The sequence below is a fragment of the Sodalis glossinidius str. 'morsitans' genome (genome assembly GCF_000010085.1).
Classification (GTDB): Bacteria; Pseudomonadota; Gammaproteobacteria; order Enterobacterales; family Enterobacteriaceae; genus Sodalis; species Sodalis glossinidius.
The window spans coordinates 2,257,067-2,283,555 of the sequence record NC_007712.1 but is presented as its reverse complement, the minus strand read 5'-3'; the positions used below and the strand labels follow the sequence as shown (position 1 = coordinate 2,283,555).

Below are 26,489 nucleotides of genomic sequence, written 5' to 3'. Positions count from 1 at the left end.
GCGTCAATAACGGATTTTCGGGTCGATAACCGCATACAGGACATCGACAATGGCGTTAAACACAATGGTCAGGGTACCCACCAGTATCGTCAGGCTTAGCACCAGGGAATAGTCGCGGTTGAGAGCGCCGTTGACAAACAGCTGGCCAATACCGGGCAAACCATAAATTGTCTCTATCACCATCGAACCAGTAATAATGCCGACAAACGCCGGCCCCATATACGAGATGACCGGCAGCAGTGCCGGATTCAGAGCATGGCTGAAAATAATCCGCCGCATCGGCAGCCCTTTGGCGCGCGCGGTGCGGATAAAATTGGAATGCAGCACTTCAATCATTGAACCGCGGGTAATGCGGGCGATGCTGGCGATGTAGGCCAGTGAAAGCGCGACCATCGGCAAAATGACATATTTGGGTTCGCCGCCGTTCCAGCCGCCGCCGGGCAACCATTTCAGCGTGATGGCGAAAATCAGCACCAATAGCGGCGCTACCACAAAACTGGGGATCACCACGCCGGTCATGGCAAACCCCATGGCAAGATAGTCCCATTTGGTATTCTGCTTCAACGCTGCCATAACCCCGGCGGCGACACCGACCACCACCGCCAGCAAAAACGCCGCCAGCCCCAGTTTGGCCGAGACGGGAAACGAGTTGGCAACCAGATCATTGACCGAGTAGTCTTTATATTTGAACGAGGGACCGAAATCACCGTGGGCGAGTTGCAATAAATAATTGCCGTACTGCGTAAGGATGGGATCGTTCAGATGATATTTGGCTTCAATATTGGCCATCACTTCCGGCGGCAGGTTGCGCTCGCCGGTAAACGGGCTGCCGGGTGCCAGGCGCATTATGAAAAATGAGATGGTGATCAGCACGAACAGCGTTGGAATCGCTTCCAGCAGCCGTCGAAGAATAAACTTTAACATTACCAGACCTATAAATGGCAGTAGACGGTAAGGCGTTTGCAGAACAAATAGGGCACGACCGCCAGCGGCCTACCCTATTGTCTCACGTCAAACGTCCTTAATGTTTGATAATGTAGAGATCTTTTACATATACATTATCAAGCGGATCTTTACCGGTATAACCCCCTACGTAAGGTTTGACCAAACGGGCGTTAACATAGTAATACACCGGGACGATTGCTGAGTCTTTATCCAGCTGCTGTTCCGCCTGCTGATAGATGCCGGCGCGGGCGTCTTCCGAACCGGCCTGCAGGGCCTGGACCAGCAATTTATCAAATGCCGGGTTCTTATAATGCGCGCTGTTATTGGAGCTGTTGGACTGCATAATGTTCAAGAAGGACGTCGGTTCATTATAATCCGCACACCAGCCGGCCCTGGCGACGTCGAAATTGCCCTGACGGCGGGTATCCAGGAAGGTTTTCCATTCCTGGTTTTCAAGTTTCACATTGACACTGAGGTTCTTTTTCCAGATAGAAGCCACGGCGATGGCCAGCTTCTTATGCAGATCCGAGGTGTTATACAGTAAATCGAAGGTCAAGGGTTTGTCTTTGGTATAGCCCGCCTCGGCCAGCAATTTACGCGCCTCTTCGTTGCGTTTCTCCTGCGACCAGCCAAACCATTCCGGCGCCGTCAGCTTGGCGCCATCGGTATGGGGCGGCGTGAAGCCGTAGGCCGGCAGATCGCCCTGCGCTTTCACTTTATTAACGATGATATCGCGATCCAGCCCGAGCTTAAGCGCGGTACGCACGCGCGCATCGGTGAACGGCGCTTTCTGGTTATTGATTTCGTAGTAATAAGTGCAAAGATAGGGATCGGCATGGACTTCTTTGGGGATGTCTTTCTTGAGTTTCTGGAACAACTCAATCGGCAATTTGTTGAAGGTCATATCGTCTTCGCCGGCGCGATAGCGGTTGACGTCGGTGACTTCGGACGAGATCGGCAGATAGGTGACTTTATTAATGACGGTTTTAGTGTTATTCCAGTACTGCGGATTTCGCTCCAGGACGATACGTTCGTTAATCACCCAGTCTTTGACGACATAGGCGCCATTACCCACCCAATTGGCAGGCTGGGTCCACTTATCACCGAATTTTTCCACTACTTTTTGCGGCACCGGCGACATGGACGGATGGGCGAACACCTTGATGAGATACGGCACCGGCTCGGCCAGCGTGACTTCCAGGGTATGATCGTCAAGCGCTTTCACGCCCAACGTGTCCGGGCTTTTCTTGCCGCTGATGATATCGTCGATATTGGTGATCTGAGCGTATTGCAGGTAGCTTTCATAAGGAGAGGCAGTTTTGGGATCCGCCAGTCGTCGCCAGCTGTAGACAAAGTCCTGCGCGGTGACCGGATCGCCATTGGACCATTTGGCGTTTTGCCGCAGATGGAAAGTCCAGACTTTAAAATCCTTGTTTTCCCAGCTCTCGGCCACGCCCGGTTGTGCCCGACCCTGCAGGTCGTTAATGATAAGGCCTTCCAGTACGTCACGGTTAACGTTAGATTCGGGAACCCCTTCTATCTTGTGCGGATCCAGGGATTGCAATTCGGCGCCATTGCCGCGTACCAGTTCCTGTTTGTCGCTTAACTGCACGCCGGCGGGAACGGCCGCGGCAAAAGTTTGTCCAGCAACGCTCATTCCCATGGCGGTAACCACGGCCGCGGCAAGAAGCGTTTTTTTCGTGATGTTGGTCATTAGTGATGCACTCCGGTTTTTTTATTATTGCACGGACCCTGTCAAGCCCTCTGCAGATTCCCGCTATGCGGGTATAACGCACCTCACGCCCGCTGCGGCGAACGAAGCCGCAAGGTTAAAGGTATGATATTCGGTATTAACCCAGGCATGTTAAACAAGGCGTCGCGTCGCCGTAAAAAAAAGTTGCTGCGACAGGCTCAAACCCGCCTTAGCGCTGTGCGTAGCTTTTGTCATTGTGATTTCAACTGCATTGGACCGTATATCAAATAATTAAGTTATCCCGAGGGTAGCAAAAACACATAAGGTCAATATGTACAAAGTAATTATAATAATTTGATAATGATAAGATAAATAACACTAATAACATCTGGGTTGCATTGTGACAAGTCCCTTGAACGTGAACGGTTAAAAAAAACCTACCGTAAAGGCACTACTGATATATGGCTGATATATCGTAAAAAGTTTTTTCTGCCCTCGAACCACGCTGAAGTCCTTTGACCTCGCCCTGCCGCATAAAGAGTGCGCGATTGACTCGTCATAGGGCTTTATTGAATAAATCAGAACTTGTGACTACGCCCCCCTAGCAGATCGATTGTTATGCGATCCGGATGCTGTTCGGCATTCCTAACAGCGTCATTTTGTTAAGCGCTTTGACCATCGCCATTGCCTCACCTACCTGCGCATCATAGTCACGCAGACTTAGATGATCGCCCATAAGCGTTTTGAACCGGAATATCGCTGTTTCAGCCACTGAGCGTCGATGATAGCCCACTTGCTTTTTCCATACATCGTTACTGCCGCTTAGACGCTGATTCGCAACGGCGTAGTTACGCTCATGGTATCGGTCCGGCCAATATTGCTCCCCACCTCGTGGAGGAATAAGAGGCCTTATTTTCTTCCTCAGCAGAGCATCATGACAGAGCGGGTATCGTAAGCGCCATCAGCCGACGCTTCCCTGATTTTCCGCTGGGTCTGGTTTATCAGAGCGGGTAGGGCCTGAGCATCCGTCGTACCGCTGAGCGATAAGTCAGCACAGATAATCTCATGCGCGTTACACTGTCTATGACTAGAGGTGAGATTTCACCACGGGTCGGCGTTTTTATGCTGATCTTAACTGTCTTTGCTCGCTTGCTGATCAGCGAGTAGTCTGGGCATCTTAGCGGCAGCACCATCAGTTTAAAAATGGTGTCAACGAAGCCCTGTAAAGCCCTTAACGAAAGGCCAAACACGCGTTTCATCATCAGAACAGTGGTGATAGCCATATCTGCGTAGTGAAGCGGCCGGCCACGCCGTTCAGGCGTTGTTTTTTCCGTCCATGCAACAATTGCCGACTCATCCAGCCATATCGTCAGAGCCTCGCGCTGCTTGAGAGCTTTGTTGTAAGTGGACCAGTTGGTTATTTTAATTTTGCTTTGCCATGGAGTACAGATGTTGAAATGACGGTAGTGATCTGAGCAGACGATCACCTAAACGTTATATTTATTCAACAAAGCCTCGTCATAGTGCAATATGCCTTATTTTGAGGCTTTTCCCTGGGCACAATATAATATGCCACGCGCCCCATCATCCGCTTACGGCCGGAGGACCACCCGTGGTTTACGGCCGCAGTAGGCTGCCCGTTCGACGATCACTGGCGCATTCCGACCGCCTCTGCCTGGCGGTCTGTTATATGCCCCATCACAAGGGTGTTAAGGACTCAAGATCCCGACCGCGCCTTTTGGGCTGACAACGCGGGTAGCGATGCGAGGGCGACACGTTCGTTAACCTGGAGCACGCCGCATGATTGTGCGCCGCCGCCAACGTCAGTGTCTCCCCCTGGCGCGCTTTATCCACCCTGCTCCGCCTATGACGCTGATGTCGTGCACTGCGTTGCGTGCGCGCAAGGCCACAGACGGATAGGTTGTCCGTATTGCTATCAGCTATTCTCTTTTCCTTGGCCCCTCGGGACCGTCATCGATACGCACAACGTAAATAATTTTAATGCATAGCTTAAGGCTGAGGGAAAATAATCTATTCCCTGCGTCGGCTGGCAACGCGAATATATGCCTTCTGGGGCGCTAGTCGTTGCCCTTGTCGGTTCGATTGTTGGTCAATAGCGCGGTCTCTGCGCTGGAATATGCTGGCAAATAAGGTTACGTTTCTCTTATAGCCTTAATTAGCGCCATTTTTGTCCTCTTTACCCTGCCTATTGCAGGGCTTTATAACTCCCGTCGAGTCGTCAAGTTGTTGCTGTTATGTTAGGCTTATTAACCTTTATGTGAACTCTGTTTGTCAAACGTATCTCACGAGTAGCAAAGCGTTTTTTTGTTGAAGATGAAAGGTATCAGCTTGCATTTTTATTGATATTTATCACATATTTATCCTCCGATACACCGTAAGCTTTGCATTAAGGAAGGCGATAAGAGGAATAAAGGACTGGCGAGGTGAACAATGAGATGTTAATGATGGCGATCTGAAGACTGGTTAAGTAAAACGCCATGGCCCAAAAGGTCACAAAGCAACGAGCCAAATGAACGACGAATGAGCAAATCGGTCATATAATTGTCAACACTGGGCTCTTTACTTAAATGGTTTAACAGATTAATCGCAATTTTTAACTTTATTAGGAGAGCAATATGGCTGTTACTAATGTCGCTGAACTCAATACCTTAGTTGCACAGGTGAGAAAAGCACAGCGCGAATACGCCAATTTTACCCAGGAGCAGGTGGACAAGATTTTCCGCGCGGCCGCCCTGGCCGCGGCAGATGCCCGTATCCCCCTAGCCAAAATGGCGGTAGCCGAATCCGGCATGGGTATCGTGGAAGACAAAGTCATCAAGAACCACTTTGCTTCTGAATACATATACAACGCCTACAAAGATGAAAAAACCTGCGGCATCCTGGCCGAGGATGACACCTTTGGTACCATCTCCATCGCTGAGCCGATTGGCCTTATCTGCGGTATCGTGCCCACGACCAACCCCACGTCTACCGCCATCTTCAAAGCGCTTATTAGCCTGAAAACCCGAAACGGGATTATCTTCTCGCCGCATCCTCGCGCCAAGAACGCCACCAACAAAGCGGCCGATATTGTGCTACAGGCCGCTATCGCCGCCGGCGCGCCGCGGGACATTATCGGCTGGATCGACGAGCCGTCGGTGGAGCTGTCCAATCAATTAATGCATCATCCTGATATCAACCTGATCCTCGCCACCGGCGGGCCAGGCATGGTGAAAGCCGCTTACAGTTCCGGTAAACCCGCCATCGGCGTCGGCGCCGGCAACACCCCGGTCGTGGTGGATGAAACCGCGGATATCAAACGCGTGGTCGCCTCCATTCTGATGTCGAAAACCTTCGATAACGGTGTCATTTGCGCCTCAGAACAATCCGTGGTCGTTGTTGATGCGCTGTATGATCAGGTGCGTGAACGTTTCGCCAGCCACGGCGGTTGCATGTTGCGCGGCCAGGAACTGAAAGCGGTTTCAGATATCATCCTGAAAAATGGCGGCCTGAATGCGGCCATTGTCGGCCAGCCAGCAGCGAAGATCGCCGAAATGGCCGGCCTGCTCGTTCCCGGCAATACTAAAGTCCTGATTGGCGAAGTCAGCAAAGTGGACGAGTCTGAACCCTTTGCACACGAAAAACTGTCGCCGACCCTGGCGATGTATCGCGCACGGGATTTCGAGGACGCTGTGGACATCGCAGAAAAATTGGTGGCCATGGGCGGCATCGGTCATACCTCCTGTCTCTATACCAATCAGGACAACCAGGGCGAACGCGTCAAGTTCTTTGGCGACAAGATGAAAACCGCGCGTATTCTTATCAATACCCCGGCTTCACAGGGCGGCATCGGCGATCTGTATAACTTCAAGCTGGCGCCGTCGCTGACGCTAGGATGTGGTTCCTGGGGCGGCAACTCGATTTCTGAAAACGTTGGCCCCAAACACCTCATCAATACCAAAACCGTCGCTAAGCGAGCTGAAAATATGATGTGGCATAAGCTTCCCAAATCCATCTATTTCCGTCGCGGTTCCCTGCCGATTGCGCTTGAAGAAGTGGCCAGCGACGGCGCCAAACGCGCCTTCATCGTCACCGACCGTTACCTGTTCAATAATCGCTACGCCGATCAGATAACCTCGGTGCTGAAAAAACACGGTATCGAAACCGAAGTCTTCTTTGAAGTTGAAGCGGATCCGACCTTAAGCATCGTGCGTAAAGGCGCGATGCAAATGAACTCCTTCAAGCCGGACACCATCATCGCCCTGGGCGGTGGTTCGCCGATGGATGCCGCCAAAATCATGTGGGTGATGTATGAACATCCTGAAACCCATTTTGAAGAGCTGGCGCTACGCTTTATGGATATCCGTAAACGTATTTACAAGTTCCCGAAAATGGGAGTGAAGGCGAAGATGATCGCCATTACCACCACCTCCGGTACCGGTTCTGAAGTCACCCCGTTCGCGGTAGTAACCGACGATGCCACCGGTCAGAAATACCCGCTGGCGGACTATGCTCTGGTACCGGATATGGCAATTGTCGACGCCAATCTGGTGATGAACATGCCGAAATCCCTGTGCGCCTTTGGCGGGCTGGATGCGGTGACCCACGCGCTGGAAGCCTATGTTTCCATTATGGCGACCGAGTTCTCCGACGGCCAGGCCCTGCAGGCGTTGAAATTGTTGAAAGAGTATCTGCCCGCCAGCTACCACGATGGCACCAAAAACCCGGTTGCGCGTGAACGCGTGCACAATGCGGCGACCATTGCCGGTATCGCCTTCGCCAACGCCTTCCTTGGGGTATGTCACTCCATGGCCCATAAACTGGGCTCGGAATTCCACATTCCTCATGGCCTGGCCAATGCCATGCTGGTAAGCAACGTCATTCGCTACAACGCCAACGACAATCCGACCAAACAGGCGGCCTTCAGCCAGTACGACCGCCCGCAGGCCCGTCGTCGCTACGCTGAAATCGCGGATCATCTGGGACTCAGCGCCGCGGGCGACCGCACCGCGCAGAAGATTGAAAAGCTGCTGCAGTGGCTGGATGAGATCAAGCTGGAGCTGGGTATCCCGACCTCCATCCGTAAGGCCGGAGTGCAGGAGGCGGACTTCCTGGCCAAAGTGGATAAACTGTCGGAAGACGCCTTCGACGATCAGTGTACCAGTGCCAACCCGCGCTATCCGCTGATTGCCGAATTGAAGCAAATTCTGCTGGATACTTACTACGGCCGCAAGTTTGTCGAACCCTTTGACAATGCCGTAGAGGCTGCCACCGCACCTGCCCCGGTCGGGGACGTTAAAGCGAGCGTTCAGGCGCCCAAAAGCGAAAAGAAAGCCGAGAAAGTGACCAGTTGACGGTCTGCGCCCCAGGTAACTACTCCGCCGCAGGTCACTGAGTTTGCCGAAGGGTCATCATGGCCCTAAAACGCCCCGTCGGGAGTGACGTCCTCCGGGGCGTTTTTTATCCGTTCACGCCAAGGCTAACTTCTCCGCGCATTATCCGTCCACGGCCCGCTAGCGCTGCATCACAGGCGCCAGCGACGCTGCCGACCTCGCCACGCCCGCCAATGATTGAGGCGCCGACCGTGCCGCAACTGGCTAATGCCACGCTAACACGTCCTTTGATATTAGGGTAGACAATTGACAATTAGCTTCAGAACGATGACAGGAGGCGCTCAGCGCCGCATGGCGACCGAGCGGTACGGTAGGACGCGTATGCGCCGCAGGAGGTAAGATACCCGCTACGGGCGGAGAAGCGCGCCCGCGGCAGGCTTTGCACAGGAGGCTTTTTTACGTTACAACGATTCTCGCTATGCCGGAGGCAGGATGTTCATTCCCTGCCCCGGTGCCGAACGCGTCAGCGCCGCGGTGAAATGCTTGCGGCAGACCGACACATAGCGATCATTACCGCCAATCACCACTTGTTGCCCATCGTGAACAGCTTTACCCTGCTCATCGATACGCAGCACACGGTTGGCCTTGCGACCGCAGTAGCAAACGGTTTTCAATTCCACCAGTTTGTCTGCCCAGGCGAGCAGCCACAAACTCCCGGCAAACGGCTCAGCGCGAAAATCGGTGCGCTGTCCATAGCACCGGAATAGTCAGCTTATCTACTACGGCACATAATCCGGCAACCTGTTCACGGCTCAGAAAGTGACATTCATCCACCAGCACGCAATGTACGGTCTGCTTTTTGTGCGCGGCCGCCACAGCCACATACATATCATTTTGGGCAAAAAACACTTCCGCAGGCGAAGACAACCCGATACGCGAATGAACCTGCCCGCGGGCGTAACGATCGTCGATTTCTGCCGTGAACACGAGCGTACGCATGCCGCGTTCTTGATAATTATAGGAGGACTGCAGCAGCGAGGTTGTCTTTCCGGCATTCATTGCAGAATAATAAAAATAGAGTTGCGCCATCCACCCGGCACTCCGCCAGCCAGCGGCGGCGGTAAGCGCTCGAGACAATAACTTGCTTCCACAAACAATAAAAAATGCGCATCCTTCGCCAACGGCGTCCGGGTTATAGTTTTTGAACGCCAAAGCCGCGCGCAATGGGCATTAGCACACCAGCGGGCGACATTTATCGCGATGACGCGCGAGTAAGCCGGGCATCTGTCCCACCGCAGATGATATAAAAATCGCAGGAGATTATGCTGGAAAGCTTTTATTTTTCAGCCTCAGGTAAGGTCTACAGCGGTTATAACCCCCTCCGCGGGCGCGGTGATATAAACCTTCCTTATAATGAAATCAGCAGTGCATTATGCACTCATAAGGCGTCCTGAAGGAAAAACGGAACCTGATGAATCAATTTTGCCTCGCCTGGCGAACACAATATATTTACAGTTGCGGGTTCATGAGCATTTATAAAGAATATTTTTGATTAATCACAATCTGGGTATTGCAGAAAAGAAACTAGCGCTCTATTATTACTGGGACGCCCCCTTTATAATATTTGAGATTAAGTCAATGAGCGAAGCACTAAAGATTCTTAACAACATCCGTACTCTGCGCGCACAGGCCAGAGAATGCACTCTGGAAACTCTTGAAGAAATGCTGGAGAAACTGGAGGTCGTTGTCAATGAACGCCGTGAGGAAGATAGTCAAGCCCAGGCTGAAATTGAAGAGCATACGCGTAAATTACAACAATACCGTGAAATGTTGATTGCCGATGGAATCGACCCGAACGAATTGCTGCAGTCGATGAGTTCCTCCAAATCCGCTGGTAAAACCAAGCGTGCCGCTCGTCCGGCGAAATATCAGTACACCGACGAAAACGGCGACGTTAAAACCTGGACCGGTCAAGGCCGTACCCCTGCGGTAATCAAAAAAGCGATTGATGAAGAAGGCAAAGCACTGGAAGATTTCCTGCTATAATCGCCTGCTTGATCCAGGTTACAAAAAACCCGCTGCCCGCAGCGGTTTTTTTTATGTGCCACCGGCGGCGGCGGCGACGGCGACAAACGCCCTATCCGTTGATCAATTCCCCTTTCTGTTGCAACACGCTTTGGCTAAGCGAAAGTCTATTCCACCGCGATCTGCGCCGCAATGCCATTTAATAATCAGCAGACAAACCTTATAATGAGTAAATTATGAACAGAATAATTAACTGGCGAGCGGCGGTGAGCGTGGGGATAACCCCCGGCGTTTTACGCTAGCACCGCCATTGTGCCGTTATAATTCAACATAATCTTCACATTCGCATACTCGCGGGAGGGGTTGGCGCTATTCCATTGTGACAAATCGATGCACTTCTGTCCGCTAATTTACCAATGAGTTAAAAAGCCGTTACCCGGAACCCAGTTTGATTAGAGGACATTTCATGTTCAAGAAATATTTCACCTACAGTGATTTCTATCGTTGACGGTAAGCGTATGCCCTTTTTTCTTGCAGTATATTGCAAAAGGCAGTAAAGAAGGCGGCAAATTTCAAGACCAAAATAGGGTTATACTGCTGCCAAAATGTGCGTTATGCCGCATTATTGATAGCTTTTTCATCCAGTGAATATATTCGTTAACCTGCGTGTATATTATCGAGTGAATCTTCCCCATCCCGTTATACTCCGGCAATCCGCGCGTTGCGCAAACAAGAGGTGCCTACGCGCGAGCCATATTTCCTTCTTTGCCCTCCGCCCCAGCATTTGGTCAATAGCCAAAAGAATAATGGAAAATCGCCGTTTTTGCGCTGCAGAATCCAGCGTGCGTGCTGGGACTTTTTTCGCTCCGCCTTATTCTCGTCGGGAGATGAGCCGTCGGAGCGGAATATCCGCGACAAAGACGGGCGTGACCGCAAACGTGGAGAGCCCACGTTCACACCGTTACCGCCGCACCGCCGTATTCACTGCCGGATAACGTTTCCTATTCCATGTCCTCACCGACTGCAAGGGGCTGTAAAGGACCGGCTTTTGTATCGACCCGTAACCCTTACCGGCGCTCTGCTGCGGCGTCACCGGCCACTCTGGCGCTTGACGGGCCTCGTTTAGGGCCTCCCCGGTGTGGACGCAAAAATGCAGGAACCTAAGCGCCTTGCAGAAATGCCACCCTGGCGGTCCTCTGCGCATAATAAGTACTCTAGCGCAGCGCAACAGGGTGCCAGTGCCTCCTGCACGATGCCCGGGCCCCTTTACTCCTGGCAAAAAAAGCGTCCAACGGGCCGCTGTTATCTCTGCTGATAGGGCAATACATTAACGCTGGTAATAATCGCGATACCACTTCACGAAACGTTTCACCCCTTCCGTCACCGGCGTCTGCGGTTTGAAGCCAATCGCGCGATACAACTCCTGCGTATCCGCGCTGGTTTCCAACACATCACCGGGCTGCATCGGCAGAAGGTTTTTCTCGGCTTGAATGCCGAGCGCGTCTTCCAGCGCCTCAATATAGTCCATCAGCTTTACCGGCTGACTGTTACCGATATTATAGACGCGGTAAGGCGCGGAGCTCGCCGCCGGTGAACCGGTTTCTACCGTCCAGCCGGCATCCGGCACCGGAATCACGTCCTGCAGGCGCACGATCGCTTCCACGATATCGTCGATATACGTGAAATCGCGCAGCATTTCACCGCCGTTATAGACATCGATACGTTCACCGTTGAGCATCGCCCGGGTGAACTTGAACAAGGCCATATCCGGACGCCCCCACGGGCCGTAGACGGTAAAAAAGCGCAGGCCGGTGGTAGGCAACTGGTACAGGTGCGCATAGGTATGCGCCATCAGCTCGTTGGCTTTTTTGGTAGCCGCATACAGCGATACCGGATGGTCGACAGTATCATCCATCGAGAAAGGCAACTTGCGGTTGAGACCATAGACCGAACTGGAGGAGGCATACAGCAGGTGCTGCACCTGATTGTGCCGGCATCCCTCAAGAATATTGAGATGACCGATAAGGTTAGCGTCGCCATAGGCCAGCGGGTTCTCCAGCGAATAACGTACCCCGGCCTGTGCGCCGAGGTGGATCACCCGCGTGAAGCGTTCGCTGGCAAACAGGCTGGCGATGCCCTGCTGGTCTGCCAAATCCAGCTTTTGAAAGCGGAAAGTCTTGACGGCCTGCAGGCCGTCAAGACGCGCTTGCTTCAGCGACACATCATAATAATCGCTCAGGTTGTCGATGCCGACCACCTGATGACCGTCAGCGAGCAAACGCCCGCTGACATGATAGCCGATAAAACCGGCGGCGCCGGTGACCAGAAATTTCATCGCGGTCTCTTATCAATGAGAGGCAAGCGACGCACCGCGGCCGATGCCATAATAGACAAAACCGCGATTGGCGAGGCGTTCCGGATCGTACAAGTTACGGCCATCAAAGATAACGGGCTGTTTAAGCGCCGATTTAATGACATCGAAATCCGGAGCGCGGAAGTTCTGCCATTCTGTGCAGATAACCAGGGCATCGGCGCCACGCAAGGCAGCTTCTTTGGTGCTCATCAGTTGCAGATCGTCACGATGGCCATAAATGCACTGGGTTTCATTCATCGCTTCCGGATCGAAAGCCTGAATGGTCGCCCCCGCTGCCCATAGCGCTTCCATCAACACCCGGCTTGACGCTTCGCGCATATCGTCGGTGTTGGGTTTGAACGACAGCCCCCACAACGCAAAGGTTTTGCCGCTCAGATCGTCGCCGAAATGACGGCGGATGAAAGCAGGCAGTTTGTCTTTCTGCTTGTAGTTGACGTCTTCTACCGCCTGCAGCAGCTTGGGCTGGTAACCTATCTGCTCGGCGGTACGGATCAGTGCCTGCACGTCTTTCGGGAAGCAGGAGCCGCCATACCCACAGCCCGGATAGATAAAGCTGTAGCCAATACGCGAGTCGGAACCGATACCTTGGCGCACTTTCTCCACGTCCGCGCCCAACAGCTCCGCCAGGTTGGACATTTCATTCATGAAGCTGATTTTGGTTGCCAGCATACAATTGGCGGCATATTTCGTCAGCTCGGCGCTGCGGATATCCATGAAGATCATCCGGTCGTGATTGCGGTTGAACGGCTCATACAGCTCATGAAGCAAGTCCACCACATCCTCGTTGTCGGTGCCGACCACAATGCGCTCAGGGCGCATGCAGTCTGCCACCGCGGCCCCTTCCTTCAGAAATTCGGGATTGGATACGACATCGAAGGTCAGGCTGCTATTACGGCTTTGCAGCGTTTCCTGCATCACGGCGCGGACTTTATCCGCGGTACCGACCGGCACGGTGGACTTATCCAGGACCACTTTGTGATCCTGCATATGTTGGGCAATGGCGCGCGCCACGGCGGTGACATATTTCAAGTCTGCCGAGCCGTCTTCGTCAGGCGGCGTGCCCACCGCAATAAACTGCATAACCCCATGATTGACGCCGGCCTGCGCGTCCGTGATAAATTTCAGCCGGCCGGCTTCATAATTCTGCTGTACCAGCGGCGTCAGCCCCGGTTCATAAATGGGAATCACGCCTTTTTTCAGATTCTCGACCTTGCGCTCATCCACGTCGACGCACAGCACGTCATGCCCCACTTCGGCCAATACCGCAGCCTGCACCAAGCCGACATAGCCGATACCAAAAACCGTTACTTTCATGTTGGTAGATCCTGGTCTGTGTCAATGTATAGCCAAAAACTTCAGCGCTTTATTGTGTAATGGCGTCTTTTAACCACGTTTTGAACTCTTTGCCAAGACTTTCATGACGCAGGCCGTATTCCACGAACGCCTGCATATAACCCAATTTGTTGCCGCAGTCATGGTTCAGCCCCATCAGGTGGTAGGCTTCTACGCTTTCTTTATCCATCAGCATCGCAATGGCATCGGTCAGCTGGATTTCATTACCGGCTCCCGGCGGGGTTTTTTCCAACAGCGCCCAGATATAGGCGGAAAGGACATAGCGGCCCACCACGGACAAATTCGACGGCGCTTCTTCCGCAGACGGTTTTTCAACCACGCCTACCATCTCTACGCTTTCGCCCGGGTTAAGAGTTTTACCCTGGCAATCGACCACGCCGTAGCTGGTGACATCTTCCACGGGCTCGACCAGAATCTGGCTACGGCCAGTATCTTCAAAGCGTTTTAGCATCGCCGCCAAATTCTCGGTCTTCAGGTTTGATTCATATTCATCGATAATCACGTCGGGCAAAATCACCGCAACCGGCTCGTCACCCACCAGCGGATGCGCGCACAATACCGCGTGCCCCAGCCCTTTGGCCAGCCCCTGACGAACCTGCATGATGGTGACATACGGCGGGCAAATCGCCTGAATCTCCGCCAACAGCTGCCGCTTGACGCGTTTTTCCAGCATGGCTTCCAGCTCAAAGCTGGTATCGAAATGGTTTTCAATGGAATTTTTGGAGGAGTGGGTCACCAGGATAATCTCATTGATGCCCGCGGCGATACATTCATTCACCACATACTGAATCAGAGGCTTATCCACCAGGGGAAGCATTTCCTTCGGGATAGCTTTGGTTGCCGGCAACATTCGTGTACCCAGTCCCGCCACCGGGATTACTGCTTTTTTCACTTTGGTCGTAATAGCAGACATGAACCACCTCTCTTTCGTGAAGATAAAATTTTATCTCTATAATATGTTTAACTTTTCGATTATATCAGTTTCGGCATGGGAAACCCGTGGAATAATGGGCGTTCAGTCTAAAATAGGACAATTACCCAATAGTGAGAGTTAAAAGGTATTAACTTGATTATTCTCTATACGAAAGTCGACGTGCATTCGCACGTCAATCGGTGTTGAGCATCAGCCGCAGACGGCTGCCGGCGCCCCAGACCCCTGCACTGCCAGGCAGTGCAGTGTTGGCTGACCTGATTCAGGTAGGCATTCCCCATTGAGCCAAGCAGTACGCCGCTATTTAGCTGGATTTGCTGATTATTGGTGTTGAGCATCGCGTTGAGGCCGGCTGAAACCAAAATTAAATTATTCATTACGCGATGATAATAGCCTACTAATAAAAGAAATTGTCCTTCGAGATTCGCTTTACGCAAAAGTTGATTCACCTGTTTCAACAAGGTGGATAATTCCGGCAACCGGTGCGCGCGATTGGCCAGATGCGCCTGTAATAAACCGTTGAACAACGCACGCAACAACAACGCTGCCAATACGCCTTTTTCTTCCGCGCACGTGACATCAAGGCAGTAAAAGGCCAAATCGTGATCGGAGAGTGCGGCGATATCCAGCACCAGACCCGGCTGTTCCGCCATGGTCAACTAGCGATAATTGACCCGGCATTGCGCAATATGCTGCTGTACGGGCGGCTGCAGTTGCTTGAGCAGTTTGGCTGCAGCGCCCGGATGTTGATTCAGCGCGTCCCAATCCTGGAACAGTTGCTCTTCTTCGTCGACCTTGGAGGTGAACATATCAGGGTAAAGGCAGCCCAGTACCGTTTCACGCAGGCAGGAGAAATCCTCCACCGGTTTAAGCAGTACGTCTTGCACCCTGAGGCGAAGAACCCGGGCGATATCGGTCATTTGATCGGTGCCGGAGACAATCAGGATTGGCGTTGCGGTATCGGTCGCGCGAAAACGCTCAACAAAGGTCACACCGTTCATCTCAGGCATTTCCAGATCGCAGATGATGAGATCCGGACGGATGGAAGCCAACCTGTCCAGTGCATACTGCCCTTGATCGGCCTCGACAACATCAGCCCCTAATGTCAGAAGAAATTGCTTCAGCACGGATCGAAAAACCGCCTCATCCTCAATGATTAGAACTAATTTTCTTGCTAACGGTTTGACCATTGAAACCCCTTCCTCCGCTTATCTCTGACAGTGGCTGAAACACACCACTTTTACTGATAAGTAATGACAGGGGCTGTTTAGTCTGCTGCTGGTTTTTCATCCGCTCACATAGTCAAAAAACTCGACGCCCGGCTATCCCGACGGCCCCATTGCTACCCCATTTAACGGCCATGATGCTATTGCCAGCGACGTTAAAATCCCGATGCACCTCTAACGAGCGTAGTCGCCCCTAGGGAAATTTGTATCTTTGCAGTGCAAAATGATGGAGCTTTCGCGCCGGCTTGACAAGGGTTAACCGCCGATTAAGGGGAAAACCTCGTCCTAGCGACACCAGCCGGACAGTCATTCACCTGAATTCGTGCAAAAAAGTCGCTCCCGCCGTCAATGCGGGTAAAATACCTTTTTTTGTGTATGTGCCAGCCGTATCACGTCTTGACACCGCCACTAATCCGGGAGTACCGTGCGCTCACCTTGTCCCTGCAATAGCGGTAAGCTTTATGCCGATTGCTGCGCCCCGTTTATTAGCAAAGACGCCCTTCCCGCAACGCCTGAACAATTAATGCGGTCGCGCTACAGCGCCTTTGTTATTCAGGATGGGGATTATTTGATTGCCACCTGGCACCCACAAGCCGTCGCCGAGGCGTGGCGCGATGAGATCACAGCCGGCTTTCGTACTACCCGCTGGCGCGACCTGGCGGTGCAGGAATGCGCCGCCGGCCAGGATAGCGATTCCGGCTATGTGACCTTTCTGGCGCTCTTCTACGACGAGCGTCAGCGGCGCAATGGTTTTATTCATGAACGCTCACGCTTTGTCCGCCTCAACGAACGCTGGTATTATGTCGACGGCCGGCATATCGTACCCGGCAGAAACGCGCCGTGCCCGTGCGGCTCCGGCCTTAAGTACAAAAAGTGTTGTGAACAATAATCCGGCCGGTGTTTGCTCGCGGCCCGCTTCATGGCAAAAACTCACAGACAGGACAGGATCCGCAAGTCAATGCAGTCGCAAAATGTACAACGAAAAGTATTACGCACCCTGTGTCCGGATGCGAAAGGCCTGATTGCGCAAATCACCAGCATTTGCTTCAAGCATCAACTCAATATCGTGCAAAACAACGAGTATGTTGACCATCATACCAGCCGCTTCTTTATGCGTACCGAATTGGAGGGGCTCTTCAATGATGCCGCGCTGCTGGCGGATCTGGACGAGGTCCTGCCCGCGGGAACGATTCGGGAACTCAATCATGCCGGCCGGCGCCGCATCGTCGTGCTGGTGACGAAAGAAGCCCACTGTCTGGGTGATTTGCTGATGAAAAGCACCTATGGCGGCCTCGATGTGGATATTGCCGCGGTAATAGGCAACCACGAGACGCTGCGGGCGCTGGCGGAGCGGTTTGATATCCCCTTTCATCTGGTCAGCCACGACGGCTTCAGCCGTGAAGAGCATGATGCGCTCATGATGGCGTTGATTGACACGTTCGCACCCGACTATGTGGTGCTGGCGAAGTACATGCGCGTGCTAACGCCGGCGTTTGTCCGTCACTATCCCAATCAAATCATCAATATTCATCATTCATTCCTGCCGGCGTTCATCGGTGCACGCCCCTACCATCAGGCCTATGAACGCGGGGTGAAAATCATCGGCGCCACCGCGCACTACGTTAACGACAATCTGGATGAAGGCCCTATCATTATCCAGGACGTCATTCACGTCGATCATACTTACACTGCGAAAGATATGATGCGTGCGGGCCGGGATGTCGAAAAAAATGTGCTGAGCCGGGCGCTGTACCGCGTGCTTGCCCAGCGGGTCTTCGTTTACGGCAACCGGACCGTGATTTTCTAATTTCGCCTCCGGCCGCGCGCGGCAAGCCTGCAGTCGCCGCGCGGAATTTTACACGACTGAAGAAAAAAACGGCAAAAGAATCGGGGTGCACGCGTTAGCGCTTTATTTGATATGATGTGCCCCGCTTGACGCGTTATCGCATGTTTTCGCTCAGGTGGGGTTCCCGAACGACCAAAGAGAGCAGACTGTAAATCTGCCGTCACAGACTTCGAAGGTTCGAATCCTTCCCCACCACCATCTGAATAAATCTCCCGTTTACACGCTGCACTACCGTTTCCCTGAGCTTCGCGGGGGAAGGTGAGAACCTTCGACCCAGGTTCGCGTCGAGCCTCGCGAAACAACGATGTGCAGTATCGGCCCGCAGGGTGAGGCGCAACGCTCCGAATCATTCTTCATCCCCCCCTTTCCCTACACCCCATGCTGATAAACCTCTCTCGACCTTCACCGACCGGCACGACCACTGACGCACGTTTCCATGACTAGCGGTTTCTGCTAACATCAGCCAAAATACTCTCACCTGGCATAAACGATGAAGTTTGTTTCTTTCAATATCAACGGGTTACGCGCCCGGCCGCATCAGCTTGAAGCCATCATCACTACACTACAACCGGACGTTATCGGTCTGCAGGAAACCAAAGTCCATGACGATATGTTTCCTCTCGAAGAAGTGTCGCGCCACGGTTACCATGTTTATTACCACGGTCAGAAGGGGCACTACGGCGTGGCGCTGCTCAGCCGCGAGAAACCTCTGGCTATACGTCGCGGTTTCAGTACCGACGGCGCAGAGGCACAACGCCGAATTATCATGGCGGATTTTCTCACCCCGAAAGGCGCGTTAACGGTGGTCAATGGCTACTTTCCCCAAGGCGAAAATCGTGACCATCCGCTTAAATTTCCGGCCAAAGAGCGTTTTTACCGCGATTTACAGGGCTATGTGGAGCAAAGCCATCACGGCGAGTCCCTGCTGCTGATTATGGGAGATATGAATATCAGCCCCACCGATCTGGACATTGGTATCGGCGAAGAGAGCCGTAAACGCTGGCTTCGTACCGGTAAGTGCTCCTTTCTGCCGGAGGAGCGGGCGTGGATGGAGCGCTTGCTGTCATGGGGACTAGTAGACACTTACCGCCAGGCCAACCCGACCGACGATAGTCGCTACTCCTGGTTTGATTATCGCTCGCGGGGCTTTGATGAGAACCGTGGCCTGCGCATCGATCTGTTGCTGGCCTCGAAGCCGCTGGCGGCAGTTGTCCGGGCGGCCGGCATCGATTACACCATCCGCGCAATGGACAAACCGTCCGATCACGCACCGGTGTGGGCGGATTTCGCTTTGTGAGTACGGCGCAACCGCTCAGTGTGGTAGCAGGGCTTATCCTGCGCGACGGCGCCCTGCTGCTGGCCCGGCGCGGCGACAACCGCGATCAGCCGGGTTTATGGGAGCTCCCCGGCGGAAAAGTCGAGCCGGGGGAAACGCAGCCCCAGGCGCTCAGGCGTGAGCTGTTTGAGAAATTATCCCTCAACGCCCATATTGGCGCATTTGTCGCCAGTCAGCGCCATATTGTCGGGGTGCGAGAAATTGTGCTTTACGGCTGGCGTGTTACAGAATTTAGCGGCGAGCCGCTGTTACACTGTCATAGTGAATATCTGTGGCTTGCGCCCGCCCGCTTACGATGCCGCTGGCGCCGGTGGATGCCCCACTCATCCAAGCTTTGATTGCGCGCCTGTCGACGCGCCATCAACAAGCTCGCGGATTTAGCCGCACCCTACCGCTAGCACTTTTCGGCTGCGCCGCGCTGCTTAAGCGCGCGGGACCAGGCACGAGGAGATCGGTCGTTGCGGATCGTACTGAACCTTAATCACGAGGGCGGACTCAACATCATACGTGTAGGCACGTCATTACGCGCGTGCACGCGCCTTATCGGTGTACTGAGCACCCAAGTCGCGGCCTCCTCTTGGCCCGTGCGCGGCCTCGCTCCGCCGCTTGGAAGGCTAGAGCGGTTTTCATCTATTTCGGCACATCTGTGGATTAGGAATTCTATCTACTGAGGCAGTGCTATATGCGAAAAAACCGGAATAGATGAAAAGTGCTCTAGGCCGCACTGCCGGCCGGCGGCCGCGGGCTGGCGGGTGACTAAGGGGGTTTACGCTTACGCCGCGCCTGCTTGAGGGCCGGCTTTTCACTCGCCGGCGGCAGCCCCCGCAGCGACGAGGGCGCAGGCTGCTGACGTGCCTGCTCTATAAGCTGCTGCAATGTATGCGTCAAGGGTTGCATAAAGTCTTGATAGCGGCACTGCTTCTCGCTTATCTGCGTTAACGACGCCTCCCACTGAGCGGTCATATCTGGACTGGCAGCGCTCGGCGGCAACGCATGGATCAAACCGCGGCCGGTCTCGCTGGCGTGAATGTAGCGACCTTGTTTGAACAAAAAACCGCGCTTGAACAATAACTCGATAATACCGGCCCGCGTCGCTTCGGTACCCAGACCATCGGTGGCGCGTAGAATTTTCTTCAGCGCCTTGTCTTGTACAAAACGGGCAATGCCGGTCATGGCCGACAACAGACTGGCGTCGGTAAACGGCCGCGGCGGCTGGGTTTCACGCGCCACCACCTCGCCGCACTCGCAGAGCAGCGCATCCCCTTTTGCGACCACCGGCAACGGCGTGCCCTCGTCTTCCTCATCCCGCTCTTTCGCCCCTAACAGCGCGCGCCACCCAGCCTCGGCGAGGAAACGGGCCCGGACGAAAAATTTGCCCCCGGCGATATCCAGTTCGATAATGCAGCGGCGAAACACCGCGTCAGCACAGAATTGCATGAGATACTGACGCGCTACCAGAGCATAAATTTTCTGCTCGCTGTCGTTTAGCGTCGCGCGACTGGTGCGGGCGGTAGGAATAATGGCGTGGTGGGCATCTACTTTTTTGTCGTTCCAGCAGCGGTTGCGCTGGTCGGTATTGAGTTGCCCTTGCGTCATCAGCGCGGGCTGATGAGCGGCAATGGCGGCCAGCACCGCCTGACGCCCGGCAAAATGCTCCTCCGACAGATAGCGGCAATCAGATCGGGGATAGGTGATGAGCTTATGGGTTTCATACAGCCGTTGGCAGGTATCAAGCACCTGCTGTGCGCTCAGGCCAAAGCGTTTGGCGGCCTCGATCTGCAACGCCGACAGCGAGAACGGCAGCGGTGCCGCCTCCGATTCCCGCTTGTCCTGATACAGCATGACGTACGCCGGCTGGCTGGTAATACGGGCGACAACATGTTCCGCCAGCGGGCGATGTAGCAAGCGCCCCTCTTCGTCCTGCCAGCTTTCACACGCGTCGCTCGGCACCCACAGGGCGATAAAACGCTCCTGTGACGGTGTCACGATATGCGCTTTGACTTCAAAATAGGCTTTGGGTATGAAATGTTCAATTTCTTCATCCCGCCTGACCACCAGCCCCAGCACCGGCGTCTGTACCCTTCCCACCGACAAAACACCCTGATAGCCGGCATTGAGACCGATCAGGGTATAAGCACGGGTCATGTTAATGCCGTACAGCCAGTCGGCACGGGCGCGCGCCAGCGCCGACACGCACAACGGCACGAACTCACTGTTTTCCCGCAACCGGCTTACCGCTTTACTCACCGCCTGGGGATTAAGGTCATTGACCAGACAGCGTTTAGCGTCCCGGCGTTTAGCTTCGTCCAGCGCCAGATAGTCCAGCACCTCATCTACCAGCAATTGTCCTTCGCGATCCGGGTCACCGGCATGGATAACGCGTTCCGCCTTAGCCAGCAGCGTTTTAATCACATCTAACTGTTTTTGCACCGAGGGTCGTGGCTGCAGCCGCCACTTTTCAGGGATTATAGGCAAGTCCGCCAGCGACCAGCGGGCATAGCGACCGTCATAGACATCAGGCTGCGCCTGCTCCAGCAAATGCCCTATACACCAGGTCACCACGTGATCCGGGCCGCAGGCAATGTAGCCATCGCCCCGCCGGTGGGGCTTTGGTAAAACATCGGCGATGGCGCGGGCCAAGCTGGGTTTTTCGGCAATAAACAACTGCATGTATGAGGTGTACACCCATCGTTAGCGTCCGTATTGAACGCAACAGCATAGCATTTTAAGCCTGCCGACGCTGCGTCTTCATTGCCTGCGGCGAGACGCATCGCGACGTTATGCCCGCGCACCGCGGCCGGTTGCAGGTGAGGCTACGGTTAGCGCCGGCCAATCAGAAATGGTGCACAAAGGCGTCGGTATCGGGGGGCAAAAACGTGGTACTGGCCTTTAACTGGGGCGTGCCGAGATAGAGGAACCCGATTATTTCATCTTGCTCACGACAGCCGAACGCGGCGCGCACATCCGGCTGCGAGGTCCACACGCCGGTGCGCCAGATACCGTTGAATCCCTGCGCCAGTGCCGCCATTTGCATGGCGTGTACCGCGCAGCCGGCGGAAACCACCTGCTCCCAGCGCGGCACATTACTTTGGCTGTCGCAATAGGCCACGACCGCGATTATCAGCGGCGCGCGAAACGGCGCCTGCTGCGCTTTGTCGATGCCCTTCTGATCCATGCCGGCGTTTATCGCCGACTGAGCAAGCAGCTCGCTGAACCGGGTGCGGCCTTCCCCTTCGATAATAATAAAGCGCCACGGCTGCAAAGCGCCATGGTCCGGGGCGCGCATACCTGCGCGCAGCAGCAGATCCAGTGCCTCACCGGCCGGCGCGGGATCGGTCAAACGGGAAGCCGAGCGGCGATTCAGTAACAGTTCCAATGCATCCATGAGTTCACTCCTGATGTAAGGTATGGCGCTAACGGTATCATAGAGGAGATAATATGCATAAAAAAGATAAATATCAATATCTTGACCGCTATATTTGTTCAAAAAATATGCGGCAAAACACAACAAAGCACAACATTTTTATCAATAACTTATCGCTCATTTCGACCTGTCGACTACGCCAGAATCGACCAAATTTGACCGCTGAACACCCCACATTTGACGAAGGAAATACCATGCACTATAGTCGTTCTGCATCTGCAAATTCAGGTGTCGGGATTAGAACCCCGCTGTTTACACCGAGACCATGATGACACGCCGCGAGCGTGTTTTTTATGTTACAACCTAGCTGCATACAATGGTGGCTCAGGTAGTGGGGCTGAAAGGCACACCGGCGGTGTACCGGCAGTTCTAACCCTATCTGGGCTACCACCACGAGATTAGAACCTCCGGTGATAGTATTAACCTCATACACCGTTGGAGGTCATCATGACCGCACTATCAATAACCCCATTCTCCTTTGAAAGTAATCAAATTCGTACATCTATCGTTGACGGTGAGCTTTGGTTCGTCGCTACAGACGTTTGCTCAGCACTAAAAATAGCCAATGTCACGGATGCTTTATATAAGCTAGATTCTGATGAAAAGACGACTATCGGTTTAACCGATAGTCAGGCAGGAATGGGCGCTCAGAGCATTTGCCTAATCTCCGAATCCGGCATGTTCACCTTGGTACTACGTTGCCGTGACGCTGTGAAGCAAGGCACACTGCCCCATCGCTTTCGCAAATGAGTGACGAGTGAAGTCCTTCCCTCAATCCGCAAAACCGGCAAGTACGAGCATCCCGTTTATAAACCCGAATCCCACGAACTTTTCACCGCTAACGATACCTCCAACCTCGCCCGCCTGATTTGGTACATGAGCCACAACTTCCGCTTCAAGCAAGCATGGAGCAATGGCATATGGTACGCCCTGCGCGAAGTCACCGGCATTGCCTCACCGCAGCCTATGGAAGTCCGCCACATCCCACATATTGCCAGAGAATGCGAACTTATATGGGCGGTGATTGAACGTCTGCAATCTGCTATGGTGGAAGCCGAAAGGCGAACCATTCGGCAACTGGTGCGCAAGCGGGAGAATGTGGATAGTGTGATGGGTGAAATCGATAGCCTACTCATTGAGTCAAGCTAGAGCAACGCCTTCAAGCGCAGCGATACCCTGACCCGCTGGCATAAGTCCGAGCTCGGCCAGTTCGCGCAGAGGCACTGACAGCCGCCCCGGCTCATTGAGGGGCCGGGGATTTCGATGGCATACCCTAACTGGACCAAGGTATACTGCGCTGATGACAAAATCTCCACTATCCCAACACGACTCTCTGTTCAAAAAGTTCCTCGGCGACATTGCTGTAGCTCGCGACTTTCTGGAAATCCATCTACCGTTTCATCTGCGAAAGCGCTGTGATTTCGGCACACTGACTATGGAGTCTGGCAGCTTCATCGAAGACGACCTAAAGAGCCAATGCTCGGACATGCTGTATGAAGACCATGACGGGCCATGATGGCTACGTCTACTGCCTTGTCGAGCATCAGAGCCGCCCGAAAGCTGATGGCGTTCAGGCTGCTAAGGTACGCCGTCGCCGCGATGCGGCGGCATCTTGAGCAAGGCAATAACTCTTTGCCAGTGGTTATTCCGCTCCTGTTCTACCACGGCACCACGTCGCCCTATCCATACACCACCCAATGGCTGGATTGCTTTGCTGACCCCGAACTGGCAGAATCAGTCTACAGGCAAGCATTCCCGCTGGTTGATATTACAGCTATGCCGGATGATGAAATACTGTTTCATCGGTGGGTAGCGCTGCTAGAATTGGTGCAGAAACACATTCAGACCCGTGATATGTTAGAACTAGCCTCTGACATCGCTCTTCTACTCAATTTATGGGCGATACCGAAAGAGCAATTCCGTAGCCTGATGTACTATATTGTAGGTCGAGGCGAAACCTCAGATACCGGACAGTTTTTGCAGACCATAGCAGCGCAGACACAGGATTATCGGGAGGATGTCATGACTATTGCAGAACAGCTACGGCAGGAAGGGCTGCAAGAAGGTGAAAAGCTGGCCTCGCTTAAGATTGCTCGGCAGCTGTTGGCTAACGGTGCTGAACGTAATCTTATCAAAATTGCTACCGGCCTTTCCGACTATGAGCTGGATAATTTAGCTGGTCAGTAGTTTTTCTGCTTCTGATTGGCCTGAATTGACAATACCTTGGAAAAGTCTATGATTTTTACCAAATTTAGCCATTCATAAAGTACATGTGTTTGCTACAAAATAACAGGGCGTAAAATATGCTGGGCATTATCAGATTCTTTCTTGCGACTAGTGTCATCATCTTTCATTTAGTAGCAAAGTTTCCTAATTTAGGTTTATATGCTGTAAATTGTTTTTATGTAATAAGTAGTTATCTGATAACCATGATTCTTAATAGAACTTACGATTTCAAATTAATACCATTTGCCCAGAATAGGTTTTTGCGCCTTTTCCCCTTATACTGGTTCGCCTGTATCATAGGAATTATATGTATTTTCTTTTCTAACAACACCACGGATTTTCATCACTCCTATGGCATTCATCTATCAGTCAAAGAGCTTTTAGGTAATGTCCTATTGATTCCTTGGGCTTTGTTGTCTGATAAAATTGTTATTTCACCTTTCTATACTTTTGCAATACCAGAAATTTTAAACTTTGATGGCTATATGTTTAGGGCGGTAACATCATCATGGTCTATCGCCGTTGAAATTGTATGTTATTTTATTCTTTGGTCATTTGTAGCAAGAGGGTATAAACGGGCAATGTTAGCAATACTCACTAGCGGCATTTATCATTGGTATTCAATAAGTGTCAGCGACAACATCATAACAACCTATTCTCCCTTTTTAGCCGCAATGCTTCCCTTTAGTATAGGCTCTCTAGGTTACTTTTTATCCCATTCAATAGAAAAGAAAAATAAAGCTTTAATCAAGTCCACAAGATATCAAATATTTTCTCTTTTCCTTTTCTCATTTTTGTTTATTACCAATTGGTATATTGGATGGCAGCGTGACGAGGCATTCGCATCATTTCATTACTATTTCAATAACATCATTGCTTTGGGAGCAGTTGTAGCATTACATGCAACAACGTTATCAGGAAAAATTTCAAGACTAGCTAAATTTTTAGGAGATCTTTCATACCCCATATTTCTTTGCCATTTTTTCATGGGACTTGCAGCATGGCAGCTGATAGGACATCCAACTGAAAAAAATGGATGGTTAATATTCTCTATTGGATATGGCCTGTCTATATGTTTTGGTTTAATAACCATAGTGCTAATAGATAATCCCATATCTAAAATTAGAGATTCAATAAGATCCAAAAGATAGCTTATAGTGATTTATTATGTTGACGCTTATTGATTGTTGTGAATTCCGGAACATCATAAAAAAGCCCGGTTTTCGCGTTGTAGTACATTCTGGGCTGACAAAATGTGTTCTCGTCGTACCTGACGGTGTAATAACCGTCGCGCTTATGGTCATCGCTGGCGACAATAATATTTTTAACCCTGTTGCTGTTTTCAGGTATCAGCGCATACGATCCGGTGTTTTCCTTCATGAGTACTCCTCGACAATAATCAGACCATCGCCACCACGACCGGAAGCATAGCGCGTATTCTCATCAACATAGGCCCCCATCGCGCCGCCGCCGGGAAACGATCCATAATCGCCATCTTTAGAAACATGGGGCAGTGCGTTATAGCCGCCAAAAGAGGCCCCGCCGTTGCCGTTGATTAATAATCCGGAGGTATAGGTACCCCCTTGCCCGGACTGTCCGAAGACCATCATTACATTCCCACCAGTTGGTTTGCCGCTAACGGATGAACCGTTTTTAATTATGCCGCCGCCACCGCCTTCACAAAACACCAGAGAACCAAAAGACGAGCCACCACCGTCACCACCATCCTGAGAGACGCCAGCAGGAGACGCCGCACCACCCGTGTCCACCTCAACGC

The 26,489-nt window shown here is 52.7% G+C and carries 18 protein-coding genes, 1 tRNA gene, 1 other RNA gene and 5 pseudogenes; 13 read left to right on the top strand and 12 right to left on the bottom strand.

Annotated features, from left to right (window positions below):
* Nucleotides 1–3: 3 nt before the first annotated feature.
* From oppB to SGP1_RS27395, 3 genes and pseudogenes are all read right to left on the bottom strand, one after another.
* The gene (gene oppB / locus SGP1_RS12065; protein WP_011411194.1) at nucleotides 4–924 is read right to left on the bottom strand and encodes an oligopeptide ABC transporter permease OppB; all 921 of its coding nucleotides are present in this window, start codon (nucleotides 922–924) and stop codon (nucleotides 4–6) included.
* Nucleotides 925–1,021: 97 nt separating this feature from the next.
* Entirely contained in the window at nucleotides 1,022–2,659 is a 1,638-nt protein-coding gene (gene oppA, locus SGP1_RS12060) for an oligopeptide ABC transporter substrate-binding protein OppA (RefSeq protein WP_011411193.1), read from the bottom strand.
* Between the two features lie 595 nt (nucleotides 2,660–3,254).
* Nucleotides 3,255–4,089, bottom strand: a pseudogene (locus SGP1_RS27395) (IS5 family transposase).
* Nucleotides 4,090–5,274: 1,185 nt separating this feature from the next.
* On the opposite strand from SGP1_RS27395, the gene adhE reads away from it, so the two are divergent.
* Entirely contained in the window at nucleotides 5,275–7,992 is a 2,718-nt protein-coding gene (gene adhE / locus SGP1_RS12045; RefSeq protein ID WP_011411427.1) for a bifunctional acetaldehyde-CoA/alcohol dehydrogenase, read from the top strand.
* A 455-nt stretch (nucleotides 7,993–8,447) separates the two neighbouring features.
* On the opposite strand, the pseudogene SGP1_RS12040 reads toward adhE, so the two are convergent.
* Nucleotides 8,448–9,060, bottom strand: a pseudogene (locus SGP1_RS12040) (thymidine kinase).
* A gap of 549 nt (nucleotides 9,061–9,609) precedes the next feature.
* On the opposite strand from SGP1_RS12040, the gene hns reads away from it, so the two are divergent.
* Nucleotides 9,610–10,017: a histone-like nucleoid-structuring protein H-NS gene (hns, locus tag SGP1_RS12035; RefSeq protein ID WP_011411425.1), complete on the top strand. Its 408-nt coding sequence runs from the start codon at nucleotides 9,610–9,612 to the stop codon at nucleotides 10,015–10,017.
* A gap of 1,306 nt (nucleotides 10,018–11,323) precedes the next feature.
* Here hns and SGP1_RS12030 read toward each other — a convergent pair.
* The 4 genes and pseudogenes from SGP1_RS12030 to rssB form a co-directional block, all read right to left on the bottom strand.
* Nucleotides 11,324–12,331, bottom strand: coding sequence for an NAD-dependent epimerase (locus SGP1_RS12030; RefSeq protein ID WP_011411424.1), 1,008 nt, complete (start codon nucleotides 12,329–12,331; stop codon nucleotides 11,324–11,326).
* Between the two features lie 12 nt (nucleotides 12,332–12,343).
* The gene (locus SGP1_RS12025) at nucleotides 12,344–13,684 is read right to left on the bottom strand and encodes a UDP-glucose dehydrogenase family protein (protein WP_011411423.1); all 1,341 of its coding nucleotides are present in this window, start codon (nucleotides 13,682–13,684) and stop codon (nucleotides 12,344–12,346) included.
* 49 nt (nucleotides 13,685–13,733) lie between these two features.
* Complete coding sequence (galU, locus tag SGP1_RS12020; RefSeq protein WP_011411422.1) at nucleotides 13,734–14,636, bottom strand: UTP--glucose-1-phosphate uridylyltransferase GalU; 903 nt, start codon at nucleotides 14,634–14,636, stop codon at nucleotides 13,734–13,736.
* Nucleotides 14,637–14,829: 193 nt separating this feature from the next.
* Nucleotides 14,830–15,844: pseudogene (gene rssB / locus SGP1_RS12015) on the bottom strand (two-component system response regulator RssB).
* A gap of 460 nt (nucleotides 15,845–16,304) precedes the next feature.
* On the opposite strand from rssB, the gene SGP1_RS12010 reads away from it, so the two are divergent.
* From SGP1_RS12010 to SGP1_RS11990, 6 genes and pseudogenes are all read left to right on the top strand, one after another.
* On the top strand, nucleotides 16,305–16,769 hold the full coding sequence (locus SGP1_RS12010; RefSeq protein ID WP_011411420.1) for a YchJ family protein: 465 nt from the start codon (nucleotides 16,305–16,307) through the stop codon (nucleotides 16,767–16,769).
* A gap of 69 nt (nucleotides 16,770–16,838) precedes the next feature.
* Nucleotides 16,839–17,687 (top strand): formyltetrahydrofolate deformylase, encoded by an 849-nt coding sequence (purU, locus tag SGP1_RS12005; protein ID WP_011411192.1) that lies wholly within the window; start codon nucleotides 16,839–16,841, stop codon nucleotides 17,685–17,687.
* Nucleotides 17,688–17,840: 153 nt separating this feature from the next.
* Nucleotides 17,841–17,924: transfer RNA gene (locus SGP1_RS12000), tRNA-Tyr, on the top strand.
* A gap of 40 nt (nucleotides 17,925–17,964) precedes the next feature.
* Nucleotides 17,965–18,092: non-coding RNA, RtT sRNA (locus SGP1_RS25650), on the top strand.
* Between the two features lie 124 nt (nucleotides 18,093–18,216).
* Nucleotides 18,217–19,023, top strand: a complete 807-nt coding sequence (gene xthA / locus SGP1_RS11995; RefSeq protein WP_011411191.1) for an exodeoxyribonuclease III — start codon at nucleotides 18,217–18,219, stop codon at nucleotides 19,021–19,023.
* Nucleotides 19,020–19,408: pseudogene (locus tag SGP1_RS11990) on the top strand (NUDIX domain-containing protein); the annotation flags it as partial. The gene xthA and the pseudogene SGP1_RS11990, both read left to right, overlap by 4 nt.
* 410 nt (nucleotides 19,409–19,818) lie before the next feature.
* Here the strand turns inward: SGP1_RS11990 and SGP1_RS11985 are convergent.
* The gene (locus SGP1_RS11985; protein WP_011411189.1) at nucleotides 19,819–21,732 is read right to left on the bottom strand and encodes a DNA topoisomerase III; all 1,914 of its coding nucleotides are present in this window, start codon (nucleotides 21,730–21,732) and stop codon (nucleotides 19,819–19,821) included.
* A gap of 163 nt (nucleotides 21,733–21,895) precedes the next feature.
* Entirely contained in the window at nucleotides 21,896–22,447 is a 552-nt protein-coding gene (locus SGP1_RS11980) for an NAD(P)H nitroreductase (protein WP_011411188.1), read from the bottom strand.
* Nucleotides 22,448–22,500: 53 nt separating this feature from the next.
* Here SGP1_RS11980 and SGP1_RS30770 point away from each other — a divergent pair, with 53 nt between their 5' ends.
* The 5 genes and pseudogenes from SGP1_RS30770 to SGP1_RS27390 all read left to right on the top strand — a co-directional run bounded on the left by SGP1_RS30770 (nucleotide 22,501) and on the right by SGP1_RS27390 (nucleotide 25,863).
* Entirely contained in the window at nucleotides 22,501–22,755 is a 255-nt protein-coding gene (locus SGP1_RS30770) for a hypothetical protein (RefSeq protein ID WP_158302382.1), read from the top strand.
* 178 nt (nucleotides 22,756–22,933) lie between these two features.
* Nucleotides 22,934–23,236, top strand: a complete 303-nt coding sequence (locus SGP1_RS33430) for a BRO-N domain-containing protein (protein ID WP_243465998.1) — start codon at nucleotides 22,934–22,936, stop codon at nucleotides 23,234–23,236.
* On the top strand, nucleotides 23,237–23,635 hold the full coding sequence (locus SGP1_RS33425) for a hypothetical protein (protein ID WP_243465997.1): 399 nt from the start codon (nucleotides 23,237–23,239) through the stop codon (nucleotides 23,633–23,635). It abuts the gene before it with no gap.
* Nucleotides 23,636–23,783: 148 nt separating this feature from the next.
* Nucleotides 23,784–24,673: pseudogene (locus tag SGP1_RS11970) on the top strand (Rpn family recombination-promoting nuclease/putative transposase).
* 116 nt (nucleotides 24,674–24,789) lie between these two features.
* Complete coding sequence (locus tag SGP1_RS27390) at nucleotides 24,790–25,863, top strand: acyltransferase family protein (protein WP_011411187.1); 1,074 nt, start codon at nucleotides 24,790–24,792, stop codon at nucleotides 25,861–25,863.
* Between the two features lies 1 nt (nucleotide 25,864).
* Here the strand turns inward: SGP1_RS27390 and SGP1_RS11965 are convergent, their stop codons facing one another.
* Together SGP1_RS11965 and SGP1_RS29685 are read right to left on the bottom strand one after the other, a co-directional pair.
* Entirely contained in the window at nucleotides 25,865–26,092 is a 228-nt protein-coding gene (locus SGP1_RS11965) for a hypothetical protein (protein WP_041866941.1), read from the bottom strand.
* On the bottom strand, nucleotides 26,089–26,481 hold the full coding sequence (locus SGP1_RS29685; RefSeq protein WP_148203479.1) for a hypothetical protein: 393 nt from the start codon (nucleotides 26,479–26,481) through the stop codon (nucleotides 26,089–26,091). Before SGP1_RS29685 ends, SGP1_RS11965 begins: the two co-directional genes overlap by 4 nt.
* Nucleotides 26,482–26,489: the final 8 nt, after the last annotated feature.

Coding starts and splice junctions, on each gene's coding strand:
- adhE (WP_011411427.1), top strand. CDS start 5,275: ATGGCTGTTACTAATGTCGCTGAACTCAATACCTTAGTTGCACAGGTG.
- xthA (WP_011411191.1), top strand. CDS start 18,217: ATGAAGTTTGTTTCTTTCAATATCAACGGGTTACGCGCCCGGCCGCAT.
- SGP1_RS33430 (WP_243465998.1), top strand. CDS start 22,934: ATGACCGCACTATCAATAACCCCATTCTCCTTTGAAAGTAATCAAATT.
- oppB (WP_011411194.1), bottom strand. CDS start 924: ATGTTAAAGTTTATTCTTCGACGGCTGCTGGAAGCGATTCCAACGCTG.
- SGP1_RS27390 (WP_011411187.1), top strand. CDS start 24,790: ATGCTGGGCATTATCAGATTCTTTCTTGCGACTAGTGTCATCATCTTT.
- SGP1_RS11985 (WP_011411189.1), bottom strand. CDS start 21,732: ATGCAGTTGTTTATTGCCGAAAAACCCAGCTTGGCCCGCGCCATCGCC.
- SGP1_RS11965 (WP_041866941.1), bottom strand. CDS start 26,092: ATGAAGGAAAACACCGGATCGTATGCGCTGATACCTGAAAACAGCAAC.
- hns (WP_011411425.1), top strand. CDS start 9,610: ATGAGCGAAGCACTAAAGATTCTTAACAACATCCGTACTCTGCGCGCA.
- SGP1_RS11980 (WP_011411188.1), bottom strand. CDS start 22,447: ATGGATGCATTGGAACTGTTACTGAATCGCCGCTCGGCTTCCCGTTTG.
- galU (WP_011411422.1), bottom strand. CDS start 14,636: ATGTCTGCTATTACGACCAAAGTGAAAAAAGCAGTAATCCCGGTGGCG.
- SGP1_RS12030 (WP_011411424.1), bottom strand. CDS start 12,331: ATGAAATTTCTGGTCACCGGCGCCGCCGGTTTTATCGGCTATCATGTC.
- purU (WP_011411192.1), top strand. CDS start 16,839: ATGCAGTCGCAAAATGTACAACGAAAAGTATTACGCACCCTGTGTCCG.
- oppA (WP_011411193.1), bottom strand. CDS start 2,659: ATGACCAACATCACGAAAAAAACGCTTCTTGCCGCGGCCGTGGTTACC.
- SGP1_RS12025 (WP_011411423.1), bottom strand. CDS start 13,684: ATGAAAGTAACGGTTTTTGGTATCGGCTATGTCGGCTTGGTGCAGGCT.
- SGP1_RS30770 (WP_158302382.1), top strand. CDS start 22,501: ATGCATAAAAAAGATAAATATCAATATCTTGACCGCTATATTTGTTCA.